We start from the raw sequence: 22,317 nt of genomic DNA on the forward strand, positions 1-22,317 counted from the left end.
ACCGGCTGCCGTTCTTGTATAACCACTGACTCAAGCCAAACGCGACAACATCTCCTGCGCTTCGCTCTTCTGGGTGGCGTCGCCTTCGCTGAGGACTTCGCCGAGGATGTCGCGGGCGCCGTCGTTATCGCCCATATCGATGTAGGCCTGGGCCAGATCGAGCTTGGTCGCCACTTCGTCGGTACCGCTAAGGAAGTCGAAGTCCGGCTCGTCTTCAGCACCGACCAGGGCATCTTCGGCGGTAAACGTCGGCTGGCCCAGGCTGTCGGACAGGCGATCCAGCTCGGCGTTTACATCGTCCAGCTCGGACTCGAAGGCATCCTTGGGCGCATCGTGCGCGTCCATCTCATCGGACAGGGACAGATCGAAATCCGCCGGCAGTTCGAGATCGTCAGCCGGGGTATCGACCAACGCTGGCGCTTCAGTCGCAGGCAAGTCCAGGCCCTTGAGATCGTCGTCCAAGTCCAGCAGGAAGTCTTCGTCGTCGAGCGCAGGAATTGGGGTCGGGGCATCGGCACCCAGGTCCAAATCGAATTCCGACAGGTCGTCCAGGCTTTCGCTGGCTTCAGTCTGCTGCTTGAGCACCGACTCGAAACTCAGGTCGTCGTCTTCCGGGAACGCGTCCAGTTCGGCGACAGGCTCTGGCGTCGGCGCAACCGGGGCGGCTTCCAGGTCATCCAGGCTCAGGTCGAAGGCGCTGTCCAACTCCTCATCGGTCGGTACCTTGTCTTCCAGCAGCTCCTTGACGTACTGCGCGTCCAGCTCTGCTGCCACTGCCGCGGCTGCCAAGCCTGCGGCGGTGGCGACCACCATGGCCGGGAAACGGCTTTTCAGCTGTTCGACCTGGGCGAAGTTTTCGCCATTGGCCACCAACTGGCGTTCCTGGGCAACGAAGGCGTCGCGGTCGCCCTGCTGACCGTAGACTTCCATCAGCTTCAGGCGCAGGTCGCTGCGCTGGGGCTCGGCCTTGATGCCCTGCTCAAGCAAGTCGGCAGCCTGGTTCAAGCGACCGCGGTCGATATGGGACTGGGCCTGGGGCAGCACGTCGTCGGAGCGCTCGGCAGCCGGCGCCACCAAGGGTGCCGCGATAGGCGGCGTAACCACTACAGGCGCAACCACTGGCGCCGGCTTGGGTACTGGCGCAGGAGCAGGCGCGGGTTTTGGCTCGAGTTTTACGCTAGGCGGTGGAACGTCAATGCCCTCGAAGCTGCTCGGGGGCAGATCGAGCTCCGGGGAGAAGTCAGCCTCCTCCTCGAGGGCCCGGGCCATGCGCAAGTGTTTTTCCGCTTCCTGTTGAGCCTTGCGCCGACGGGCGAGCAGCAACAGCAGCAACAACAGGAGCAGCGCGCCGCCACCAATCAATCCCAGCAGGATCGGGTTGGTCAGCAGGTCGTTGTATTTTTGCTCGTTGGACGCGGCAGGCGTCGGCTCGACCGGAGCGGCAGGCGGCGTCGCTTCCGGGGCCGCCTCTGGCGCAGGTGCAGCCGTCGGGGCCTGTGCCGCTGGCGCAGGGGTCAGCTCCGCGGACATCGCCGGAGGCGCTTCGCCAGCAGGAGGCACGGCGACACCTTCGGCCTGCATCTTGGCCAGTTGGTTGTTCTTCAGCTCGATCAGGCGCTGCAGTTTGTCCAGTTGACTCTGCAGATCCGCCATGCGGCTTTTCAGTTCTTCGTTATCCCGGCGAGCCGAGTCGAGGCTTTCCTGGGTGACGGCAAGCTTGTTGGAGAGCGCCTGGGCATCGCCGGCAGCGCCCTTGCCCTTGCCGCCCGCCTTCGCTGCGTCAGCCGACACCAGGCTCAAGTTGTCGCGACCGGCAGCCTGTGCCGGCGCGCCTTCGCCACGGCCACGCTTGGTGGCATCCAACTGCTGCTTGCCAGCACCCGCCACGCCACGGCGCCCCGAGCGCCAGGCGGCGTTCTGTGCAGCCACTTCAGCGATGGCCTGGGGTTGCGGCAATGCCGTGCTTTGCACCGGGTCCGGCAGGCGTAATACCTGGCCGGTCTTGAGCAGATTGATGTTGCCGTTGATGAATGCGTTCGGGTTCAACGCCTGGATCGCCAGCATGGTTTGCTGGACCGATCCACCATTACGCACCTTGGCGGCGATTTCCCACAGGGTATCGCGCGGCGTGGTGGTGTATTGCGAAGGCTTGGTCGCCCCGGTGACCGGCGTGGACACGACCTGGGGCGGTTTCGCCCGGGCGGCGTCGGCGGCCTGTGGCGAGAATTTGGAGGGATCGAGCAATACGCTGTAGTCGCGCAGCAGGCGGCCGTTGGGCCACATCACCTGCACCAGGAACTTGACCATGGGTTCAGACAGCGGCCGGCTGGACGTTACCCGCAGGACGCTCTTGCCATTGGCGTTGATGACCGGGGTGAAGCTCAGGTCATTGAGAAAGGCCTGACGGTCGACGCCGGCCTTGGCGAAGTCTTCGGGCGAGGCCAGGCTCGGCACGACTTCGGCGGCGGTCAGTTGCTGGACGTCGAGCAGCTCGATCTCGGCGACCAGGGGCTGGTTCGGCGGCGACTTCAGGGTCAATTCCCCGAGCCCGAGCGCTTGCGCCATACCGGAGGACAGCGCCGAGGCGGCCGCTATTGCTAACACCAGTTTGCGAACTTGAACCATAGCCTCTTCCTTTGTTTGAACATTCCTCGGCCAGCGAGAAGGTATTGATGCCGCTGCCGTAAGGCATTGCGCGCAGCCCCGAAGCGACGGTGCGCGCGATCATTTCACTCATGCCCCGGGAAAGTCCCCCAGAGGGATGTTCGCCTCAGCACTCCGACCAAGCATAGCGCCCAGCTAGAATCATTCGACAAATTGATGCCAAGTATCTTTTACAGCAAGTCTTTTATCAACAACTCAGCCACCTGCACGGCATTGAGCGCCGCGCCCTTGCGCACGTTATCTGACGTCAGCCACATATTTAGTTCCGCCGGATCGTCGATCCCACCGCGTACACGACCAACGTAGACCACATCCTGCCCCACCGCATCGCCCACCGCCGTCGGGTAATCGCCCGCATCCACCAGCTCGATACCCGGCGCCGCTTCCAGCATCGCGTTGACCTTGGCCAGGTCGATGGGACTGGCAGACTGCACCGTCACGCTAAAGCTATCGCCAAAAAACACCGGGGCTTGAATGCAAGTGACGGAAATCTTTAACAAAGGTTGATTCAGCACCTGGCGCAACTCGCGGACCAGGCGCTTTTCCAACTGCGTATGGCCCTGCTCGTCCGGGGTGCCGACCTGGGCCAGCAAGTTGAACGCCATCTGCCGATCAAAGAATTTCGGCTCCAGCGGACGGGCGTTGAGCAGCTCGGCGGTCTGGCGCGCCAATTCGCTCACGGCCACGCGACCTTGGGCGGACACGGCGAGGCTGGCGGTCAGGCTGATGCGCTGCAAGTCCAGGCACTCGCGCAGCGGTGCCAGCACGACCGCCAAGGCCGTGGCCGAAGCGCTGGGGCTGCTGACCTGCAACGGCTTGCTCAAACCGGCGAGCACCTGGGGATTGGCTTCCGGCACGATCTGCGGCGCCTGCTCGGGCGGCAAGGCGCCGGACAGGTCGATCAACGCACAGCCTGCCGCCGTGGCCCGCGGGGCGAAACTCAGGGTCACCGCCGGCCCGGCGGCGAAGAACACCAGTTGGACTTTGCTGAAATCGAACTCGTCGACTTCACGCACCCGCACGTTTTTGCCGCGGAACATCACCGAGCTGCCTGCCGATTCGCTGCTGGCCAGCAGGTGCAGGGTGCCGACCGGGAAGTCCCGCTCTTCGAGAATCTGGACGAGGGTTTCGCCGACAGTACCGGTGGCGCCGATCACGGCAATATCAAAGGACTGGCTCATGGGTCTACCTCAGGTAAAACGTGGGGAGCGGCACTTTACCGGGTGGTGGGTATGCAGGCAATTGAACACAAGAGAACCTGTGGCGAGGGAGCTTGCTCCCGCTCGGTTGCGCAGCAGCCGCCAGAGTTTTGGGGCTGCTTCGCAGCCCAGCGGGAGCAAGCTCCCTCGCCACAGAGAACTCACCAAACCGACATAAAAAAACCCGCACCTCTCACAAGGCACGGGTTCTTTCACAGCAGCAATCGATCAACGCTCAAGCAGGATCCGCAGCATGCGACGCAGCGGTTCGGCCGCGCCCCACAGCAGTTGGTCGCCGACGGTGAAGGCACCGACGAATTGCGAACCCATGTTCAGTTTGCGCAGACGGCCCACCGGTACGTTCAGGGTGCCGGTGACCTTGGTCGGGCTCAGCTCCTGCATGCTGGTTTCGCGGTTGTTCGGCACCAGCTTGACCCAAGGGTTGTGCTGGCTGATCAGCCCTTCGATGTCGGCGATCGGCACGTCTTTGTTCAGCTTGATGGTCAGCGCCTGGCTGTGGCAGCGCATGGCGCCGATACGCACGCAGATACCGTCCACCGGGATCGGGCTCTTGAAGCGACCCAGGATCTTGTTGGTTTCGGCCTGGGCCTTCCACTCTTCGCGGCTCTGGCCGTTGGGCAGTTCCTTGTCGATCCAGGGGATCAGGCTGCCGGCCAGCGGTACGCCGAAGTTCTCGGTCGGGTAGGCATCGCTGCGCATCGCCTCGGCGACCTTGCGGTCGATGTCGAGGATGGCGCTGGCCGGATTGGCCAGGTCATCGGCGACGGCAGCGTGGGTGGCGCCCATCTGCTTGATCAGCTCACGCATGTTCTGCGCGCCGGCACCGGACGCCGCCTGGTAGGTCATGGCGCTCATCCACTCCACCAGACCGGCTTCGAACAGCCCGCCCAGGCCCATCAGCATCAGGCTGACGGTGCAGTTGCCGCCGATGTAGTTCTTGGTGCCCGCGTCCAGCTGCTGGTCGATGACCTTGCGGTTGACCGGATCGAGGATGATCACCGCGTCGTCCTGCATGCGCAGGCTGGAAGCGGCGTCGATCCAGTAACCCTGCCAGCCGGCTTCACGCAGCTTGGGAAAGACTTCGCTGGTGTAGTCGCCACCCTGGCAGGTCAGGATCACGTCGAGAGTCTTGAGCTCTTCGATGCTGTAGGCATCCTTGAGCGCACCGGTGTCCTTGCCCACGGACGGGCCCTGGCCACCGACATTGGAAGTGGTGAAAAACACCGGCTCAATGAGATCGAAATCCTGCTCTTCCAGCATTCGCTGCATGAGCACGGAACCGACCATGCCGCGCCAACCGATCAGACCTACACGTTTCATCGCAACTACACCTATACAAAAGTGGGCCACCGTCGAAGCGGTGGGCCCGAAAGATTACAGATTCCGCAGCGCGGCGACTACTGCATCGCCCATTTGCTGCGTACCGACTTTGGTACAACCTTGCGACCAGATATCACCGGTGCGCAAGCCTTGGTCCAAGACCACGCTGACGGCTTTTTCGATCGCGTCGGCGGCATCGTTCAAGTTGAAGCTGTAGCGCAGCATCATCGACACCGACAGGATGGTCGCCAACGGGTTGGCAATGCCCTGCCCGGCGATGTCCGGCGCCGAACCGTGGCACGGCTCGTACATGCCCTTGTTGTTGGCGTCCAGGGACGCCGACGGCAGCATGCCGATGGAACCGGTGAGCATCGACGCTTCGTCGGACAGGATGTCGCCAAACATGTTGTCGGTGACGATCACGTCGAACTGCTTCGGCGCACGCACCAGTTGCATGGCGGCGTTGTCGACGTACATGTGGCTCAGCTCGATGTCCGGGTAATCCTTGGCCACCTGCTCGACCACTTCACGCCACAGTTGGCTGGAAGCCAGCACGTTGGCCTTGTCCACCGAGCACAGCTTCTTGCCACGCACGCGGGCCATGTCGAAGCCGACCCGGGCGATACGGCGGATTTCGCTTTCGCTGTACGGCAGGGTGTCGTAGGCCTGGCGCTCGCCATTATCCAGCTCACGGGTGCCACGCGGGGCGCCGAAGTAGATACCGCCGGTCAGCTCACGGACGATGAGGATGTCCAGGCCCGCGACGATTTCCGGCTTCAGGCTCGAGGCATCGGCCAGTTGCGGGTAGAGAATCGCCGGACGCAGGTTGCCGAACAGGCCCAGTTGCGCGCGAATCTTCAGCAGGCCGCGCTCAGGACGGATGTCGCGTTCGATCTTGTCCCATTTCGGCCCGCCCACGGCGCCCAGCAGCACGGCATCGGCTGCACGGGCACGGTCCAGGGTTTCATCGGCCAGGGGCACGCCGTGCTTGTCGATGGCCGCGCCACCGATCACGTCGTGGCTGAGTTCGAAGCCCAGGCTGTACTTGTCGTTCGCCAGCGCCAGGACCTTGACCGCTTCGGCCATGATTTCCGGGCCAATGCCATCACCTGGGAGAATCAGAATCTGCTTGCTCATGCTTTCCTCGTTTTACTATCGGCGCCCATGGGCTGGCCGGGAAAAATGCTATCGCTCGGCCCACAGCACCAGTACATCTGTACTGAACGAACCATCGGCCTCAATCTCAAAATATTCACGCACTTCATCGCCCATCGCGCGCTGCAACTCGAGGATCGCCCCACGCATCACCTCGGGGGTGCGCATGCGTTCGACCCAGGAGCGGTATTCCAGGCGCAGGCGTTGACGCGAGGTGCTGCGGGTGTGCAACCCCGCTTCGCTGACCTGGCGCAACCACTCGCCGGCAGAATAATCGCGCACGTGGCTGGTGTCGCGCAGCACTTCGACGCTTTGCAGGTACGTGTCCAGCAACGGCATGCCAGGCGACAGGACGTCGATGAACGCCACCACCCCGCCCGGCTTGAGCACCCGGCGCACTTCCCGCAACGCCAGGCCCAGGTCGCTCCAATGATGCGCCGAATAGCGGCTGAACACGAAGTCGAACTCAGCGTCGGCGAACGGCAGGCGCTCGGCGGCGCCGCATACCGTGCTGACATTGCCCAGGCCACGCTCGGCAGCCGCCGTGGCGACCACGTCGAGCATCTGCTGGGACAAATCATAAGCCACCACTTCACCGGCCAGCGGCGCCACGTGGAAACTCACATGGCCAGCGCCACACCCCAGGTCCAGCACACGAGCATCGCCACGACCGGCCAATGCAGCCTGTAGCTGCGCGAATTCAGCGCCCTGGGCGTGCACGGCACTGCTCAGATAGGCCGAAGCCTGTTCACCGAATTGCTTTTGTACAACCTGGGTGTGGGCGGTGCTGGTCATGGGTGGTTTCCTTTTTGGTGTTGTGTTGCCTGGGCGGGCCTCATCGTCGGATCGCCGCCCGGAGCAAGCTCGCTCCCACAGGGAATTTGTGGCGTTCACAAAACACCTGTGGGAGCGAGCTTGCTCGCGATAGGGCCGGTACTGCCTACATCAATCCATCAAGCATCACGAAACAACCAAGGCTGGCTCGCCCGGTGCTTGGCCTCGAACGCGGCAATCGCCTCGCCGTCCTGCAAGGTCAGGCCGATGTCATCCAGGCCGTTGAGCAGGCAGTGCTTGCGGAACGCGTCGATCTCGAAACCCAGCACCTTGCCGTCGGGACGGGTCACGGTCTGGGCGGCCAGGTCGATCTGCAGTTGATAGCCGGGGTTGGCCTCGACCTGCTGGAACAGCTCATCCACGTCAGCATCGCTGAGGATGATTGGCAGCAAGCCGTTCTTGAAGCTGTTGTTGAAGAAGATGTCGGCATAGCTCGGCGCGATGATGCTGCGAAAACCGTACTCTTCCAGGGCCCACGGCGCGTGCTCGCGGCTCGAGCCGCAGCCGAAGTTCTCCCGGGCCAGCAACACGCTGGCGCCTTGGTAACGCTCGGCGTTGAGCACGAAATCCTTGTTCAATGGCCGCTTGGAGTTGTCCTGGTACGGCTGGCCGACATCCAGGTAACGCCATTCGTCGAACAGGTTCGGGCCGAAGCCGGTGCGCTTGATGGACTTCAAGAACTGCTTGGGAATGATCTGGTCGGTGTCGACGTTGGCACGATCCAAAGGCGCGACAAGACCGGTGTGCTGGGTAAAAGCTTTCATGCTGCGCTCCTTCAGATCAATTCACGGACGTCGACGAAACGGCCGTTGACAGCCGCCGCCGCGGCCATGGCCGGGCTCACCAGGTGCGTACGGCCACCGGCGCCCTGACGGCCTTCGAAGTTACGGTTGGAGGTGGAGGCGCAATGCTCGCCCGACTCCAAGCGGTCCGGGTTCATCGCCAGGCACATCGAGCACCCCGGCTCACGCCATTCGAAACCGGCCTCGAGGAAGATCTTATCCAGCCCTTCCGCTTCGGCCTGGGCCTTCACCAGGCCCGAGCCCGGCACCACGATGGCCTGCTTGATGGTCGAAGCCACCTTGCGACCCTTGGCGATCACTGCAGCGGCGCGCAGGTCTTCGATCCGCGAGTTGGTGCAAGAGCCGATGAACACGCGGTCGAGCTGAATGTCGGTGATCGCCTGGTTGGCGCTCAAGCCCATGTATTTCAAGGCGCGGACGATAGAGTCACGCTTGACCAGGTCCATTTCCTTGGCCGGATCCGGTACGTTCTGGTCCACCGCCAACACCATCTCAGGCGAAGTGCCCCAGCTGACTTGCGGCTTGATCTGCGTCGCGTCGAGCTCGACCACGGTGTCGAACTTGGCATCGGCGTCCGACACCAGGTCTTTCCAGGCCTCGACCGCCAGGTCCCATTCCGCGCCTTTTGGCGAGAACGGACGGCCCTTGACGTATTCCACGGTTTTTTCATCGGCGGCCACCAGGCCAACGCGGGCACCGGCCTCGATGGACATGTTGCAGATGGTCATGCGGCCTTCGACGGACAAATCGCGAATCGCGCTGCCGGCGAACTCGATGGCATGGCCGTTACCGCCGGCGGTGCCGATCTTGCCGATCACGGCCAGGACGATGTCCTTGGCGGTCACGCCGAACGGCAACTTGCCCTCGACGCGCACCAGCATGTTTTTCATTTTCTTGGCGACCAGGCACTGAGTGGCGAGCACATGCTCCACCTCGGAAGTGCCGATGCCGTGGGCCAGGGCGCCGAAAGCACCGTGGGTCGAGGTGTGCGAGTCGCCGCAGACCACGGTCATGCCAGGCAAGGTCGCGCCCTGCTCCGGGCCGATGACGTGGACGATGCCTTGGCGCACGTCATTCATCTTGAATTCGACGATGCCGTATTCATCGCAGTTGTCGTCGAGGGTCTGGACTTGCAAGCGCGAGACCTGGTCGGCAATGGCTTCGATGCCGCCCTTGCGCTCCGGCGTGGTCGGTACGTTGTGGTCCGGGGTCGCGATGTTGGCATCGATGCGCCACGGCTTGCGCCCGGCCAGGCGCAGGCCTTCGAAGGCTTGCGGCGACGTCACTTCGTGGATGATGTGACGATCGATGTAGATCAGCGCCGAGCCATCGTCGCGCTGCTTGACCAAATGCGAATCCCAGAGCTTGTCGTAGAGCGTTTTGCCGGCCATCAGACGGTTTCCTCATCAGCTTGTTTCTATGCCCCGGGCCTTGAACGAATCAATAACCCCTTGGCTTGTGAGGCTGATCCTATGGGGTTACATTAAATAACTCAAATTCATATTTTTCATACTTTGCATAACCAACTGGAATTCGACCGGAACCGCCATGGACCTCGCCAATCTCAACGCCTTTATTGCCATCGCCGAGACCGGCAGTTTCTCCGGCGCCGGCGAACGCTTGCACCTGACCCAGCCGGCCATCAGCAAGCGCATTGCCGGCCTCGAGCAACAGCTCAAGGTGCGCCTGTTCGACCGCCTGGGCCGTGAAGTGGGCCTGACCGAGGCCGGCCGGGCCCTGTTGCCACGGGCCTATCAGATCCTCAACGTACTGGACGACACCCGTCGTGCCCTGACCAACCTGACCGGCGAAGTGACCGGGCGCCTGACACTCGCCACCAGCCACCACATCGGCCTGCACCGCCTGCCACCTTTATTGCGGGAGTTCACCCGGCGGTACCCCCAGGTGGCGCTGGACATCCAGTTCCTGGATTCGGAAGTGGCCTACGAAGAAATCCTCCATGGCCGGGCGGAACTGGCCGTCATCACCCTCGCCCCCGAACCCCACACGCTGGTACGGGCCACGCCAGTGTGGGACGACCCTTTGGATTTCGTGGTCGCCCCGGAGCACGCATTGCTGGAAAACGGCGCGGTCAGCCTGGCGGACATTGCCTTGCATCCAGCGGTTTTCCCGGGGGGCAACACGTTTACCCACCACATCGTGCAACGACTGTTCGAAGCCCAAGGCCTGACACCGAACATCGCCATGAGCACGAATTACCTGGAAACCATAAAAATGATGGTCTCCATCGGCCTGGCCTGGAGCGTCTTGCCGCGCACCATGCTCGACGAACAGGTGGCGCGCATTCCTTTGCCGGGCATACAACTCAGTCGCCAGCTAGGCTATATCTTGCACACCGAACGGACGCTGTCGAATGCCGCACGGGCTTTCATGGCCTTACTGGACGCACAAATCGATTTGCCAGGGACAAGGGCATAGGTTGTGCCGCGCCTGCAGGCCCGAACGCTTGTGCTTTATGCCCAAACCCGCTCAAGGCTCGCGAGATAATGCCCAAACCTGCTGACCACCTCCCGCCCATGCCACGCATCCAGGCGCTCGACCCAAAACGGTCCGAGCAAAGCTGGGACAGCGCGCCGCAGCTGCTGGCCGCCCTGAACGGTGCGCGGCTGGGGGCCTGGTCGTGGGACATCGATAGCGGACAGATCAGCTGGTCCCGCGGCACCCAGGCGCTGTTCGGCTTCGATCCACGCCAGCCATTGCCGGCGGATGTGGACTATCTGGATCTGTTGCTGCCCGAAGACCGGGCCAAGGCCGTGCGCGCCTTTCACGCGGCAGTGGCCGGGGCGCCGCTGGAACAGGCCATGCACCACCGCATCGTCTGGCCCGACGGCAGCCTGCACTGGCTGGAAATCAGCGGCAGCGTGCTGCCCGACAAACACGGTCGCCCGCGCATGATCGGGGTAATCCGCGAAATCACCCATCAGCGTCAACGGGAACAGGCACTGCGCAGTTCGGAAAAACGCTTTGCCACGCTGTTCCACCTGAGCCCCAACATGGTGCTGTTGACCCGTCAGGAAGACGGGATGATCAGCGAGGCCAATCAGTATTTCGAAAGCCTGTTCGGCTGGCCGCTGCACGATGTGATTGGCCGCACCACCCTGGAACTGGGCTTGTGGGTCGACCCCGGGCAACGGGTAAAACTGCTGGAAGCCATCAAGGCCAAGGGCGAACTGGCGGGCATGGAGGTGGAACTGCGGGCCAGCAACGGCCAGATCCACACCGGCCTGCTCAGCGCGCAGAAAGTCGAACTGGAGGGCCAGCCCTTCCTGCTGAGCACCTTCCTCGACACCACCGAGCACAAACTCGCCGAACAAGCCCTCAAGGACAGCCAGGAACGCCTGGACCTGGCCCTCGACTCGGCACAACTGGGCACCTGGGACTGGCACATTCCCAGCGGCATGCTCTACGGCTCGGCCCGCGCCGCGCAGCTCCATGGCCTGGAGCCCAAGCCGTTCCACGAATCGTTCGATGCGTTTTTCGAAGGCGTCCCCACTGAAGAACGCAACAACATGCGCAATGCTTATCGCAGCCTGCGCGAAGGCCCGGCGGGCAACTATCAGTTGACCTACCGCGTGCAACTGCCGGACGGCAGCTCGCGCTACCTGGAAAGCCGCGCCCGTCTCTATCGCAACGACGACGGCAGCCCCTTGCGCATGGCCGGCACCTTGCTCGACATCACCGACCAGGTGGAACGCGAACAGAGCCTGGTCGCCTCGGAAGAAAAATTCGCCACGCTGTTCCAGGTCAGTCCTGACCCGATCTGCGTCACCCACCAGGACAGCGGCCGGTTCCTCGAAATCAACTCCAGTTTCACCCAAACCTTCGGCTGGACCGCCAGCGACGTGATCGGCCTCAGCGCCGACGAAATCGGCCTGTGGGGCGCCTCAGGCAGTAGCCTGCAACGCATCGAACGGGTGATCCGCGAACAATCGCTGAACAATGTCGCCATCGTCGTTCACCATAAGAACGGCCAGCCGCTGACGTGTGTGATTTCCAGCCGGCAAATCAACGTCGGCAACCAGCCCTGTATCGTCACCACCTTGCGCGACATTACGCAGCAGCAACGCTCCGAAGCCGCCCTCAAGGCCAGCGAAGAAAAATTCGCCAAGGCGTTTCATTCCAGCCCCGACGCCATCACCATCACCGAACTCGAAAGCGGTCGCTACCTCGAGGTCAACGACGGTTTCTGCCGGTTGACCGGCTACCGCGCCGACGAAGTGATCGGGCACACCGTCTACGAAGTGGGGATCTGGGCCGAAGAAAAACAACGCGCCGCCCTGCTGGCCGAACTGCAACTCAAGGGCCGCGTCTTCCACCAGGAAATGCTCGGGCGCAATAAACGCGGGGAAATCCTCACGATGGAGGTGTCCGTCGAGCCCATCACCCTCAATGAAACCGCGTGCCTGCTGCTGACCGCCCGGGACGTGAGCCTGCTGCGCAATGCCGAAGCCCAGATTCGCCACCTGGCCTACCACGACTCACTGACCAACCTGCCCAACCGGGCCTTGCTGATGGACCGGCTGAGCCAGCAGATCGCCCTGCTCAAACGCCATAACCTGCGTGGTGCCCTGTTGTTTCTCGACCTGGACCACTTCAAGCACATCAACGACTCGCTCGGTCACCCGGTGGGCGACACTGTGCTGAAGATCATCACCGCGCGCCTGGAAGCCAGCGTGCGCCTGGAAGACACCGTCGCGCGACTGGGTGGCGATGAGTTCGTGGTGCTGCTCAGCGGCCTGGAAGGCTCGCGCAACGAAGTCAGCAAGCAAGTGCAGACCCTGGCCAACACCCTGCGCGAACTGCTCTCGGAGCCGATGTTCCTCGATGGCCAGCGACTGCAGGTCACGCCGAGCATCGGTATCGCGCTGATTCCCGACCACGGTTCCACGCCCACCGATTTGCTCAAGCGCGCCGACATTGCGCTGTACCGCGCCAAGGACTCGGGGCGCAACACCTCGCAGATGTTTCACACCACCATGCAAAAAGCCGCCAGTGAGCGGCTGCGCATGGAAACCGACCTGCGCCTGGCCCTGGCCCGTGGCGAGTTCAGCGTGCATTTCCAGCCTCAGGTCGATGCCCGGGACAACCGCATCATCGGCGCCGAAGCCCTGGTGCGCTGGCATCACCCGGACCTGGGCGCCCAGTCGCCCAACGAATTCATCAAAGTGCTGGAAGACAGTGGCCTGATCCTGGAGGTCGGGACCTGGATCCTCGACGAAGCCTGCGACGGCTTCAAGCAACTGATCGCCAAGGGCAAGATCGACCCCCAGCAATTCAGCCTGTGCGTGAACATCAGCCCACGGCAATTCCGCCAGAGCGACTTTGTCGAGCGCATCGAAAACAGCCTCGTCACCCACGGCCTGCCCTTCTCCCTGCTGAAACTGGAGATCACCGAAGGCATCGTGATCCAGAACCTGGACGACACCATCGCCAAGATGCGCCGACTCAAGAAACTGGGGGTGAGCTTCGCCATGGATGATTTCGGCACCGGTTATTCGTCGCTGACCTACCTCAAGCGCCTGCCGGTGGACACGCTGAAAATCGACCAGTCATTCGTGCGCGACGCCACCAGCGACCCCAACGACGCCGAAATCATCCGCGCCATCGTCGCCATGGCCCGTAGCCTCAACCTGATCATGATTGCCGAAGGCGTGGAGACCCTGGAGCAATTGCAGTTCCTGCAAGGGCTTGGTTGTCATTTGTACCAGGGTTATTTGCATAGCCGGCCGTTGCCGCTGGAGGCGTTTGAGCGGTTGTTGCCCTAGCCTGTGCAGCCAGGCAGGAGGCTTTTGTGGCGAGGGGATTTATCCCCTCGCCACAATTAATCTTCCACTGATCTCCACAATGAAAAAGGGCGCCATTGGGCGCCCTTCTTCATTTGCGCTGCATCAGTTTTGCAGCGCGGGTTGCTGCTGCGCTCCGTTGATCGGGATGCGCTTGGCCTTGGCCTCTTCCGGGATCACCCGCAGCAGGTCGATGCTCAACAGACCGTTGCTCAGGCCGGCGGACTTGATCTCGATATGATCGGCCAACCGGAAGGACAGCTTGAACGCACGCTGGGCGATGCCTTGGTGCAGGTAGGTGACGCTGTCGTTACTGGCTTCACGTTTGCCGCCACTGATGGTCAGCACACCTTTTTCCACTTGCAGGTCCAGGTCTTCTTCCTGGAACCCGGCGGCGGCGACCACGATGCGGTACTCGTCATCACCATGTTTCTCCACGTTGTAGGGTGGATAGCTGCTGCCCGGCTCGTTACGCAGGGCGGTTTCGAACAAGTCGTTGAAACGGTCGAAACCGACCGAGGAACGGAACAGCGGGGCCAGCGAAAATGCAGTACTCATGATTCAAATCTCCTGAAAAATTCAGCAAGTTTTTTTGTCTCCGCGACCCGAATTCGGCATCGCGTAACCCCTATCTAGGGACCGCCAAAAACTTTTCAAGCGCTTTTTTGAAATTTTTTTCAGGCCGCTTCGCTGCGTTTCACACCCAGCAAATGGCCCACCGCGTCCAGGTCGGTTTCCCGGCGCAAAGCGGTAAACAGCGCCACCGCTTCGGGGTAGTTGCGGGTCAGCATCGCCAGCCACTGCTTCAACCGGCCCGGCGCCTGGCGCGGCGTCAGTTGCTCGACCACTTGCACCCAGAAGTCCTGGAGCATCGGCTGCAGCTCGGCCCAGGACATCTCGACCACGTCCTCACCGGCCCGGGCGGCGGCGATCTGCCGGGCCAGGTCAGGACGGGAAACGAGACCGCGACCGAGCATGATGTCTTCGACACCGCTGATTTCGCGACAACGGCGCCAATCCTCAACGCTCCAGATATCGCCGTTGGCAAACACCGGCACCTTGACCACTTCCTGCACCCGGGGAATCCACTCCCAGTGGGCCGGAGGCTTGTAGCCGTCGACCTTGGTCCGCGCATGCACCACGATGTGCGCCGCGCCGCCTTCGGCCAGCGCCGTGGCACACACCAGCGCGCCGTCCGGGCTGTCGAAACCCAGGCGCATCTTGGCGGTGACCGGGATGTGTTTCGGCACTGCGCGGCGCACGTGCTCGACAATTTCGTTGAGCAGTTCCGGCTCCTTGAGCAACACCGCCCCGCCCCTGGACTTGTTCACGGTCTTGGCCGGGCAACCGAAGTTCAAGTCGATGACCTGCGAACCCAGCTCACACGCCAACGCCGCGTTTTCCGCCAGGCACACCGGATCGGACCCGAGCAACTGCACCCGCAACGGTACGCCGGCAGCCGTCTGGGCACCGGTCAGCAGCTCAGGGGCGAGCTTATGGAAATAGGCCGGCGTGAGCAGACGGTCGTTGACACGGATGAACTCGGTGACACACCAGTCGATCCCGCCAACACGGGTCAGGACATCCCGCAGGATGTTGTCGACCAACCCCTCCATGGGCGCCAGGGCAATTTGCATGGAAACACACACTCGAACGAAAAAACGTGCGGCAGTTTACCGGATTTTGCCCACAACATCGGAATTCACCACCCATCCCTGTGGGAGCGAGCTTGCTCGCGAAAGCGGTGGGTCAACTTGCTGGGATGTTGGATGTACCGCCGTCATCGCGAGCAAGCTCGCTCCCACAGGGGTTCTCGATCATTCAAAAATCCTGTGCTCACCACAAATCCCTTGTGGGAGCGAGCCTGCTCGCGATGACGGCGGGTCAGTCGATGAGGATGCCGGATGGCCTCAACGCGGGACCATAACCTTCGATGAATTCCGGCGGCATGCGCTTGGGCCGGCCTGTGGACAGTTCGATGCAGACGAAGGTGGTCTGGGCCCGCAGCAGCGTGGTGTTGTCGCTGGGGCGGATCAACTGGAAATGCCGGGTCATCTTCAACCGCTGGTCCCAATCGACGATCCAGGTCGCCAACTGCAATTCGTCGCCTTCATAGGCGGCCGCCAGGTAATCGATTTCATGCCGCACCACTGCCATGGCCCGGTCCAGGCGCCGGTACTCCACCAGATCCAGGCCCAGGCGCTGGGAATGACGCCAGGCGCAGCGCTCGAGCCAGCTGACGTACACTGCGTTGTTGGCGTGGCCCAGCCCGTCGATGTCTTCGGCATTTACCTGAAGATCAATAATAAACGGTGTTGCGCGATCCCAGCCCATGCCCCTCTCCTGGTCGAATTTGGATGGGGGCAGTGTACCGGATCCGAGCTGGACCGCTATCGCGAGCAAACTCGCTTCAAGCCGATTGCCGCGCCTGCAGGCTGCGCCCGGCCAGCAGTGATAACACCCCATCAATGACACGAGGATCGGCCAGCACCCGCTGGTGCCCGCCCTGCGGCAGTCGCAGCAGGCGGCTGTCGAACCAGGCTTCATGAATCAGTTGCGATTCCTTGGCCGAGACGAAAGTGTCGTCCTCGGCATGGACGATCAGCCCGGGTACGTCCAGTTGGTAATGGGCAACATCCATTTTCGAGGCTTGCATGCCGACATCGCTTTCCACCAGGCGAATGAACGCCGAACGCGCCTTGGGTGGCAGCCCCATCATCCGGGAGAAACCGCGCAGTACCCCAAGAATGCGCGCAGGAGCAGCGATGCTGACCAGCGTTTCGGTCCGCAACCCCAACTGAACCGCGAGCATGGCACTGGCGCCGCCCATGGAATGCCCGATCACAGCCTGCAACGGCGGCAGCTCAGCGGCGGCTTCGAGCATGGCCCTGGCAAACAACAGGACATTCGCCTCGCGACCCGGTGAGCGACCATGAGCCGGACCGTCCAGTGCCACCACCGTGTAACCGGCGTCCACCAGGGCTGTGATCAGCGCTGCGAACTGAGTCGGCCGCCCTTCCCAGCCATGCATCAGCAAGACGGCCGGGCCTTTGCCCCAGCGCAAGGCCGAGAGACCGAAGCGCAAGGTAATACGTTCGGACGAGGCCAGCAGCGGCAGTTCCCAATCCCGCGGCGGCAAGTTGCGCGGGCGCATGAACAGCGTACGCATCTGTTTGGCCACCAGGCGCGGCGCCACCCAACCAAGCGTGCCATTGACGCTACGAATCCAGCTCAGCCTGTTCATCGCTCATCTCCAGGGCTTGCGCCTCAGCTCATCGCACCGCCGACTTGGCGGCGCGTAGCAAACGGTCCGATAACTCTCCAGGGCCCAGCGCCCGTGCCAGGGCCAGCCCGCCCACCATCAAGGCGATGTCGGCCAGGGCCTTGTCGGCCTCCTCGGGGCTGGCCGCCAATTGCGCGACCATCAACTCGATGTGCTCGTTGAGCACTTCACGAAATGCATCCGGCAGCCGGCCGAGCTCGCCGACCGACGCGGGGATCGGACAGGCTTGTTCGGTGGAGTCACGGTGCTTGCGTGACAGATAGAACGCCGCCACCAGAGCGCGCCGCTCTTCGCCTGTCAGCTCGCCGTCCATGTCGGCGATCAGGCCGCGGCGGCGATTGAGCAATTGCTTGAATGCCTCCAGCATCAAGGCATCCTTGCTTTCGAAATGGGCATAAAAACCGCCCACCGTCAGCCCGGCCGCGCCCATCACCTCGCCCACGCTCGGCTCAGCCGGCCCACGCTGGATCAGCGCATCGCTGGCGGCCTTGAGAATGCGTTCACGGGTTTGTGCCTTTTTATCGCTCATCGTCGCCTCCGAATATTACGATTGAAATATTATTCCTATAATAATTTTCCGCAAGCGGAAATTTGACCGCTGGTCAGAAGTCTATTTTCAAGGATAAGGGAATTGGCCGAACGCCAGACAAACAAAAGGGCCATTCAAGAATTGAATGACCCTTATAAAATCCCGCAGAGCGGGTAATCGTGGCGTCCCCTAGGGGACTCGAACCCCTGTTACCGCCGTGAAAGGGCGGTGTCCTAGGCCACTAGACGAAGGGGACACAAACCTTCTGACTTGATCAGCGCTGAGAACTGATCGATTCAAGGACGGTGTGGCCAGACCTTGAACCTGTAATTGGTGGAGCTAGACGGGATCGAACCGTCGACCTCTTGCATGCCATGCAAGCGCTCTCCCAGCTGAGCTATAGCCCCGGATTTTTCGCCTCGCGGCGGAGTGACATCTTGCAACATCGCTTCTGTAAAACTGGCGTCCCCTAGGGGACTCGAACCCCTGTTACCGCCGTGAAAGGGCGGTGTCCTAGGCCACTAGACGAAGGGGACGCAAACCCTTCTATACAACTGATCAACGCTGAGTGTTGATCGCTTCAAGCCCCGTGTGGCCAGGTCTTGAAGTGTAAATTGGTGGAGCTAGACGGGATCGAACCGTCGACCTCTTGCATGCCATGCAAGCGCTCTCCCAGCTGAGCTATAGCCCCTCATCGCTGAGGACGGGGCGAATCTTAAGGGCGTATCGGAGGGCTGTCAAATTTATTTTCAACAAATTTGAAAATTTTTTGCCGGGATAACAATCACTTACCGACAAACCCCGGAAAACCGGGGTATGTCCTGCCTCATCGAGCGCTTACGCGATCGCGCCCAGCAGTTTTTCCCACTCCTTGTTTTCCTTCTTCGACACACCACCGAGCAGATCGATGGCCTGGCGCAGGCGGAAACGGGTCAGGTCCGGCCCGAGGATTTCCATCGCATCGAGCACCGACACCGAGCTGGCCTGGCCGGTAATGGCGGCGAACATCAGCGGCATGGCATCACGCAGTTTCAACTCCAGCGACTCGACCACGGCCTGGATGGTCGCGGTGATGCTGTCCTTCTCCCACTGACGCAGGCTTTCGAGCTTCCACAGGATCAGTTGCATCAACTGGCGCACCTGGTCGCCCGAAAGCTTCTTGGATTCGAACAACTTCGCATCCGGCGTCACGCCACCGGCGAAGAAGAAGCCGGCCAGCGGGGCGATCTGGCTGAAGGTCTCTACCCTGCCCTGCACATGGGGAGCGATCTTCATCATGTATTCAGGGTTCAAGGCCCACTTCTGCACACGTGCGGCGAACTCTTCCACCGGCAGGTCCCGCAGCCACTGGCCGTTGAGCCACGACAGCTTCTCGACGTCGAAGATCGGCCCGCCCAGGGACACGCGCGACAGATCGAAATGCTCGACCATTTCCTGCAGCGAGAACTTCTCGCGCTCGTCTGGCATCGACCAGCCCATGCGTCCCAGGTAGTTGAGCATCGCCTCGGGCATGAAGCCCATGCGCTCGTAGAACGTCACCGAGGTCGGGTTCTTGCGCTTGGACAGCTTGCTCTTGTCCGGGTTGCGCAACAGCGGCATGTAGCACAGCTGTGGTTGCTCCCAGCCGAAGTATTCGTACAGCAGGATCAGTTTCGGCGCCGATGGCAGCCATTCTTCACCGCGCAGGACGTGGGTGATGCCCATCAGGTGATCGTCGACCACGTTCGCCAGAAAGTACGTCGGCAGGCCGTCGGTCTTCATCAGCACTTGCATGTCCATGCGATCCCACGGGATCTCGACATCGCCACGCAGCATGTCCGGCACCACGCAGACGCCCTCGGTCGGCACCTTCATGCGGATCACATGGGGCTCGCCGGCCGCCAGGCGACGGGCGACTTCTTCCTTGGACAGCAGCAGCGCCCGGCCGTCGTAGCGCGGGGTTTCGCCACGGGCCATTTGCTCGGCGCGCATCTGGTCCAGCTCTTCGGCGGTGCAGAAACACGGGAACGCATGCCCCATGTCCACCAGTTGCTGGCAATACTGCTGGTAGATATCACCGCGCTCGCTCTGGCGGTACGGACCGTGCGGGCCGCCGACGTCCGGGCCTTCGCTCCAGTCGATCCCCAACCAGCGCAGGGCGTCGAAGATCTGCTGTTCGGACTCGCGGGTCGAACGTAACTGGTCGGTGTCCTCGATCCGCAGGATGAACTCGCCGCCATGCTGCTTGGCAAAGCAATAGTTGAACAAAGCGATGTAGGCGGTGCCGACATGGGGATCGCCAGTGGGCGAAGGCGCGATGCGGGTGCGGACGGTGGTCATGGCATGTCTCGGAAAGAATATAAAAGCGAAGATCAAACAGGGGGCGAATGGTAACAGGCGATGGCGGGCGGGCTCCAGTGAGAGGCTGATTTGAGTAGAACCTGCCAGACCGAGTCGCGCCCATCGCGAGCAGGCTCGCTCCCACATTGGACCGCATCCAGTCCAGACGACTCGGTTTCCTGTGGGAGCGAGCCTGCTCGCGAAGAGGCCTTTGAAGCCACTGCAAAACTCAAACGGTCAGCAACCGCTCACGCAACTTGCCAATCTCATCACGCAACTGCGCCGCCGCCTCGAATTCCAGGTCCCGGGCCAGTTGATACATTTTCTCTTCCAACTGCCGGATGCGCTTGGTGATTTCGCTCGGCGAGCGCAGCTCGGCCTCGTAGCGGGCGCTCTCTTCGGCCGCCTTGGCCATGCCCTTGCGCTTCTTGCTGCGCGAGCCGGGCACGGTGGCGCCTTCCATGATGTCGGCGACGTCCTTGAACACGCCCTTGGGGGTGATGCCATTGGCCAGGTTGAAAGCGATCTGCTTGTCGCGACGGCGCTCGGTCTCACCGATGGCCCGCTCCATGGAGCCGGTGATGCGGTCGGCGTATAGAATCGCCCGGCCGTTGAGGTTACGTGCCGCGCGACCGATGGTCTGGATCAACGAGCGCTCGGAACGCAGGAAACCTTCCTTGTCGGCGTCGAGAATTGCCACCAGCGACACTTCCGGCATGTCCAGGCCTTCGCGCAGCAGGTTGATACCCACCAGCACGTCGAAGGTCCCCAGGCGCAGGTCGCGGATGATCTCGACCCGCTCCACCGTGTCGATGTCCGAGTGCAGGTAGCGCACCCGCACGCCATGGTCGGCCAGGTAATCGGTGAGGTCTTCGGCCATGCGCTTGGTCAGCGTGGTAACCAGCACCCGCTCTTCCAGTGCCACGCGCTTGGTGATTTCCGAGAGCAGATCGTCTACCTGGGTCAGCGCCGGGCGCACTTCGATCTGCGGGTCGACCAGCCCGGTAGGCCGTACCAATTGCTCGATGACCCGGCCAGCATGCTCGGCCTCGTAGTTGCCAGGGGTGGCCGAGACAAAAATCGTCTGCGGGCTCACGCTTTCCCATTCGTCAAAGCGCATCGGCCGGTTGTCCAGCGCCGAGGGCAGGCGGAAGCCGTATTCCACCAGGGTTTCCTTGCGCGAACGGTCGCCTTTGTACATGGCGCCGACCTGGGGCACGCTGACGTGGGATTCGTCGATGACCAGCAAGGCATCGGCCGGCAGGTAGTCATACAAGGTCGGCGGCGGCGCACCCGCTGGACGGCCCGACAGGTAGCGCGAGTAGTTTTCGATGCCGTTGCAGTAGCCCAGCTCCAGGATCATCTCCAGGTCGAACCGGGTCCGCTGCTCCAGGCGCTGGGCTTCCACCAGCTTGTTGTTCGAACGCAGGTACTCCAGGCGCTCCTGCAACTCGACCTTGATCCCTTCGATGGCGTCCAGCAGGGTTTCCCGGGGCGTCACGTAGTGGCTCTTGGGGTAGAAGGTGAAGCGTGGCAACTTGCGGATGACTTCGCCGGTCAGCGGGTCGAACGCCGAAATGCTCTCCACTTCGTCGTCGAACAGCTCGATGCGGATCGCTTCCAGGTCCGATTCCGCCGGGTAGATGTCGATCACATCGCCCCGCACCCGGAACGTCGCCCGGGCAAAATCCATGTCGTTGCGGGTGTACTGCAAGTCCGCCAGGCGCCTGAGCAAGGCGCGCTGGTCGAGTTTGTCGCCGCGATCCACGTGCAGCACCATCTTCAGGTAGGTTTCCGGGCTGCCCAAGCCGTAGATGCACGACACCGTGGTGACGATGATCGCGTCCTTGCGCTCGAGCAACGCCTTGGTCGCCGACAGTCGCATCTGTTCGATGTGGTCGTTGATCGAGGCATCCTTCTCGATAAAGGTGTCCGACGACGGCACGTAGGCCTCGGGCTGGTAGTAGTCGTAGTAGGAAACGAAGTACTCCACGGCGTTATTCGGGAAAAACGCCTTGAACTCACCGTACAACTGCGCCGCCAGGGTCTTGTTCGGCGCCAGCACCAGGGTCGGGCGCTGAATCTGGGCGATCACGTTGGCGATGCTGAAAGTCTTGCCCGAGCCGGTCACACCGAGCAGCGTCTGGTGCGCCAGCCCGGCCTCGATGCCCTCGACCATCAGGCGGATGGCTTCCGGCTGATCGCCGGCGGGCTGGAAGCGGGTGACTAGCTGGAATTCAGACATGATATAACCTCTGGATTCACTCCTGTCGGCCAGCCGACAGGAACGAGAAAGACCGAAACGACTGATGTCGCCCGAGGAAAAAACTGGAATGCACACAATGTGGAGGTGAATGCCTTCGCTTTCAAGACGAACGTCCTACAC

16 protein-coding genes and 4 tRNA genes are annotated in these 22,317 nt (G+C 62.1%); 2 read left to right on the forward strand and 18 right to left on the reverse strand.

Annotated features, from left to right (window positions below; translation table 11 throughout):
- Window positions 1–30 precede the first annotated feature (30 nt).
- The 7 genes from LQ215_RS03515 to leuC all read right to left on the reverse strand — a co-directional run bounded on the left by LQ215_RS03515 (window position 31) and on the right by leuC (window position 9,387).
- Window positions 31–2,625: a FimV/HubP family polar landmark protein gene (locus tag LQ215_RS03515; RefSeq protein ID WP_230147448.1), complete on the reverse strand. Its 2,595-nt coding sequence runs from the start codon at window positions 2,623–2,625 to the stop codon at window positions 31–33.
- 209 nt (window positions 2,626–2,834) lie between these two features.
- Window positions 2,835–3,845, reverse strand: a complete 1,011-nt coding sequence (locus LQ215_RS03520; protein WP_230147449.1) for an aspartate-semialdehyde dehydrogenase — start codon at window positions 3,843–3,845, stop codon at window positions 2,835–2,837.
- Window positions 3,846–4,091: 246 nt separating this feature from the next.
- The gene (asd, locus tag LQ215_RS03525; protein ID WP_024779161.1) at window positions 4,092–5,204 is read right to left on the reverse strand and encodes an aspartate-semialdehyde dehydrogenase; all 1,113 of its coding nucleotides are present in this window, start codon (window positions 5,202–5,204) and stop codon (window positions 4,092–4,094) included.
- Window positions 5,205–5,258: 54 nt separating this feature from the next.
- Window positions 5,259–6,341, reverse strand: a complete 1,083-nt coding sequence (gene leuB, locus LQ215_RS03530; RefSeq protein WP_230147450.1) for a 3-isopropylmalate dehydrogenase — start codon at window positions 6,339–6,341, stop codon at window positions 5,259–5,261.
- A gap of 48 nt (window positions 6,342–6,389) precedes the next feature.
- Window positions 6,390–7,154 carry a class I SAM-dependent methyltransferase gene (locus LQ215_RS03535; protein WP_230147451.1) on the reverse strand — a complete coding sequence of 255 codons (765 nt, stop codon included), beginning with the start codon at window positions 7,152–7,154 and terminating at the stop codon, window positions 6,390–6,392.
- A gap of 158 nt (window positions 7,155–7,312) precedes the next feature.
- The gene (leuD, locus tag LQ215_RS03540; RefSeq protein ID WP_003203864.1) at window positions 7,313–7,957 is read right to left on the reverse strand and encodes a 3-isopropylmalate dehydratase small subunit; all 645 of its coding nucleotides are present in this window, start codon (window positions 7,955–7,957) and stop codon (window positions 7,313–7,315) included.
- Between the two features lie 11 nt (window positions 7,958–7,968).
- Window positions 7,969–9,387: a 3-isopropylmalate dehydratase large subunit gene (leuC, locus tag LQ215_RS03545; protein ID WP_003179747.1), complete on the reverse strand. Its 1,419-nt coding sequence runs from the start codon at window positions 9,385–9,387 to the stop codon at window positions 7,969–7,971.
- 157 nt (window positions 9,388–9,544) lie between these two features.
- Between leuC and LQ215_RS03550 the strand changes: the two genes are divergently transcribed.
- Together LQ215_RS03550 and LQ215_RS03555 are read left to right on the forward strand one after the other, a co-directional pair.
- Complete coding sequence (locus LQ215_RS03550; protein WP_058546583.1) at window positions 9,545–10,435, forward strand: LysR family transcriptional regulator; 891 nt, start codon at window positions 9,545–9,547, stop codon at window positions 10,433–10,435.
- Window positions 10,436–10,503: 68 nt separating this feature from the next.
- The gene (locus LQ215_RS03555; protein WP_230147452.1) at window positions 10,504–13,782 is read left to right on the forward strand and encodes an EAL domain-containing protein; all 3,279 of its coding nucleotides are present in this window, start codon (window positions 10,504–10,506) and stop codon (window positions 13,780–13,782) included.
- A 123-nt stretch (window positions 13,783–13,905) separates the two neighbouring features.
- Here LQ215_RS03555 and LQ215_RS03560 read toward each other — a convergent pair whose 3' ends face one another.
- The 11 genes from LQ215_RS03560 to uvrB all read right to left on the reverse strand — a co-directional run bounded on the left by LQ215_RS03560 (window position 13,906) and on the right by uvrB (window position 22,176).
- Complete coding sequence (locus tag LQ215_RS03560; protein ID WP_003203872.1) at window positions 13,906–14,358, reverse strand: Hsp20 family protein; 453 nt, start codon at window positions 14,356–14,358, stop codon at window positions 13,906–13,908.
- Window positions 14,359–14,477: 119 nt separating this feature from the next.
- A complete protein-coding gene (locus LQ215_RS03565; protein WP_230147453.1) occupies window positions 14,478–15,437 on the reverse strand; it encodes a tRNA dihydrouridine synthase in 960 nt (319 codons plus the stop codon).
- A gap of 247 nt (window positions 15,438–15,684) precedes the next feature.
- A complete protein-coding gene (locus tag LQ215_RS03570; RefSeq protein ID WP_230147454.1) occupies window positions 15,685–16,134 on the reverse strand; it encodes an acyl-CoA thioesterase in 450 nt (149 codons plus the stop codon).
- A 76-nt stretch (window positions 16,135–16,210) separates the two neighbouring features.
- Window positions 16,211–17,044 carry an alpha/beta fold hydrolase gene (locus tag LQ215_RS03575; RefSeq protein WP_230147455.1) on the reverse strand — a complete coding sequence of 278 codons (834 nt, stop codon included), beginning with the start codon at window positions 17,042–17,044 and terminating at the stop codon, window positions 16,211–16,213.
- A gap of 28 nt (window positions 17,045–17,072) precedes the next feature.
- Window positions 17,073–17,612, reverse strand: coding sequence for a TetR/AcrR family transcriptional regulator (locus LQ215_RS03580; protein ID WP_230147456.1), 540 nt, complete (start codon window positions 17,610–17,612; stop codon window positions 17,073–17,075).
- Window positions 17,613–17,792: 180 nt separating this feature from the next.
- Window positions 17,793–17,868: transfer RNA gene (locus LQ215_RS03585), tRNA-Glu, on the reverse strand.
- Window positions 17,869–17,943: 75 nt separating this feature from the next.
- Window positions 17,944–18,019: transfer RNA gene (locus tag LQ215_RS03590), tRNA-Ala, on the reverse strand.
- Between the two features lie 53 nt (window positions 18,020–18,072).
- Window positions 18,073–18,148 (reverse strand) — tRNA-Glu (locus LQ215_RS03595).
- 79 nt (window positions 18,149–18,227) lie between these two features.
- Window positions 18,228–18,303, reverse strand: a tRNA-Ala gene (locus tag LQ215_RS03600).
- Between the two features lie 146 nt (window positions 18,304–18,449).
- Window positions 18,450–19,931: a glutamate--tRNA ligase gene (gene gltX, locus LQ215_RS03605; protein ID WP_014337445.1), complete on the reverse strand. Its 1,482-nt coding sequence runs from the start codon at window positions 19,929–19,931 to the stop codon at window positions 18,450–18,452.
- Between the two features lie 229 nt (window positions 19,932–20,160).
- The gene (gene uvrB, locus LQ215_RS03610) at window positions 20,161–22,176 is read right to left on the reverse strand and encodes an excinuclease ABC subunit UvrB (RefSeq protein WP_230147457.1); all 2,016 of its coding nucleotides are present in this window, start codon (window positions 22,174–22,176) and stop codon (window positions 20,161–20,163) included.
- Between the last annotated feature and the right edge of the window lie 141 nt (window positions 22,177–22,317).

This window comes from Pseudomonas brassicacearum, assembly GCF_918698105.1.
Taxonomy (GTDB): domain Bacteria; phylum Pseudomonadota; class Gammaproteobacteria; order Pseudomonadales; family Pseudomonadaceae; genus Aquipseudomonas; species Aquipseudomonas brassicacearum_F.

Excerpts from the sequence above, each read along its gene's own strand:
- LQ215_RS03520 (WP_230147449.1), bottom strand. The coding sequence starts at position 3,845 with ATGAGCCAGTCCTTTGATATTGCCGTGATCGGCGCCACCGGTACTGTC.
- LQ215_RS03565 (WP_230147453.1), bottom strand. The coding sequence starts at position 15,437 with ATGCAAATTGCCCTGGCGCCCATGGAGGGGTTGGTCGACAACATCCTG.
- LQ215_RS03535 (WP_230147451.1), bottom strand. The coding sequence starts at position 7,154 with ATGACCAGCACCGCCCACACCCAGGTTGTACAAAAGCAATTCGGTGAA.
- LQ215_RS03560 (WP_003203872.1), bottom strand. The coding sequence starts at position 14,358 with ATGAGTACTGCATTTTCGCTGGCCCCGCTGTTCCGTTCCTCGGTCGGT.
- LQ215_RS03580 (WP_230147456.1), bottom strand. The coding sequence starts at position 17,612 with ATGAGCGATAAAAAGGCACAAACCCGTGAACGCATTCTCAAGGCCGCC.
- gltX (WP_014337445.1), bottom strand. The coding sequence starts at position 19,931 with ATGACCACCGTCCGCACCCGCATCGCGCCTTCGCCCACTGGCGATCCC.
- LQ215_RS03555 (WP_230147452.1), top strand. The coding sequence starts at position 10,504 with ATGCCCAAACCTGCTGACCACCTCCCGCCCATGCCACGCATCCAGGCG.
- leuC (WP_003179747.1), bottom strand. The coding sequence starts at position 9,387 with ATGGCCGGCAAAACGCTCTACGACAAGCTCTGGGATTCGCATTTGGTC.
- uvrB (WP_230147457.1), bottom strand. The coding sequence starts at position 22,176 with ATGTCTGAATTCCAGCTAGTCACCCGCTTCCAGCCCGCCGGCGATCAG.
- leuD (WP_003203864.1), bottom strand. The coding sequence starts at position 7,957 with ATGAAAGCTTTTACCCAGCACACCGGTCTTGTCGCGCCTTTGGATCGT.
- leuB (WP_230147450.1), bottom strand. The coding sequence starts at position 6,341 with ATGAGCAAGCAGATTCTGATTCTCCCAGGTGATGGCATTGGCCCGGAA.
- LQ215_RS03550 (WP_058546583.1), top strand. The coding sequence starts at position 9,545 with ATGGACCTCGCCAATCTCAACGCCTTTATTGCCATCGCCGAGACCGGC.
- asd (WP_024779161.1), bottom strand. The coding sequence starts at position 5,204 with ATGAAACGTGTAGGTCTGATCGGTTGGCGCGGCATGGTCGGTTCCGTG.
- LQ215_RS03575 (WP_230147455.1), bottom strand. The coding sequence starts at position 17,044 with ATGAACAGGCTGAGCTGGATTCGTAGCGTCAATGGCACGCTTGGTTGG.
- LQ215_RS03515 (WP_230147448.1), bottom strand. The coding sequence starts at position 2,625 with ATGGTTCAAGTTCGCAAACTGGTGTTAGCAATAGCGGCCGCCTCGGCG.
- LQ215_RS03570 (WP_230147454.1), bottom strand. The coding sequence starts at position 16,134 with ATGGGCTGGGATCGCGCAACACCGTTTATTATTGATCTTCAGGTAAAT.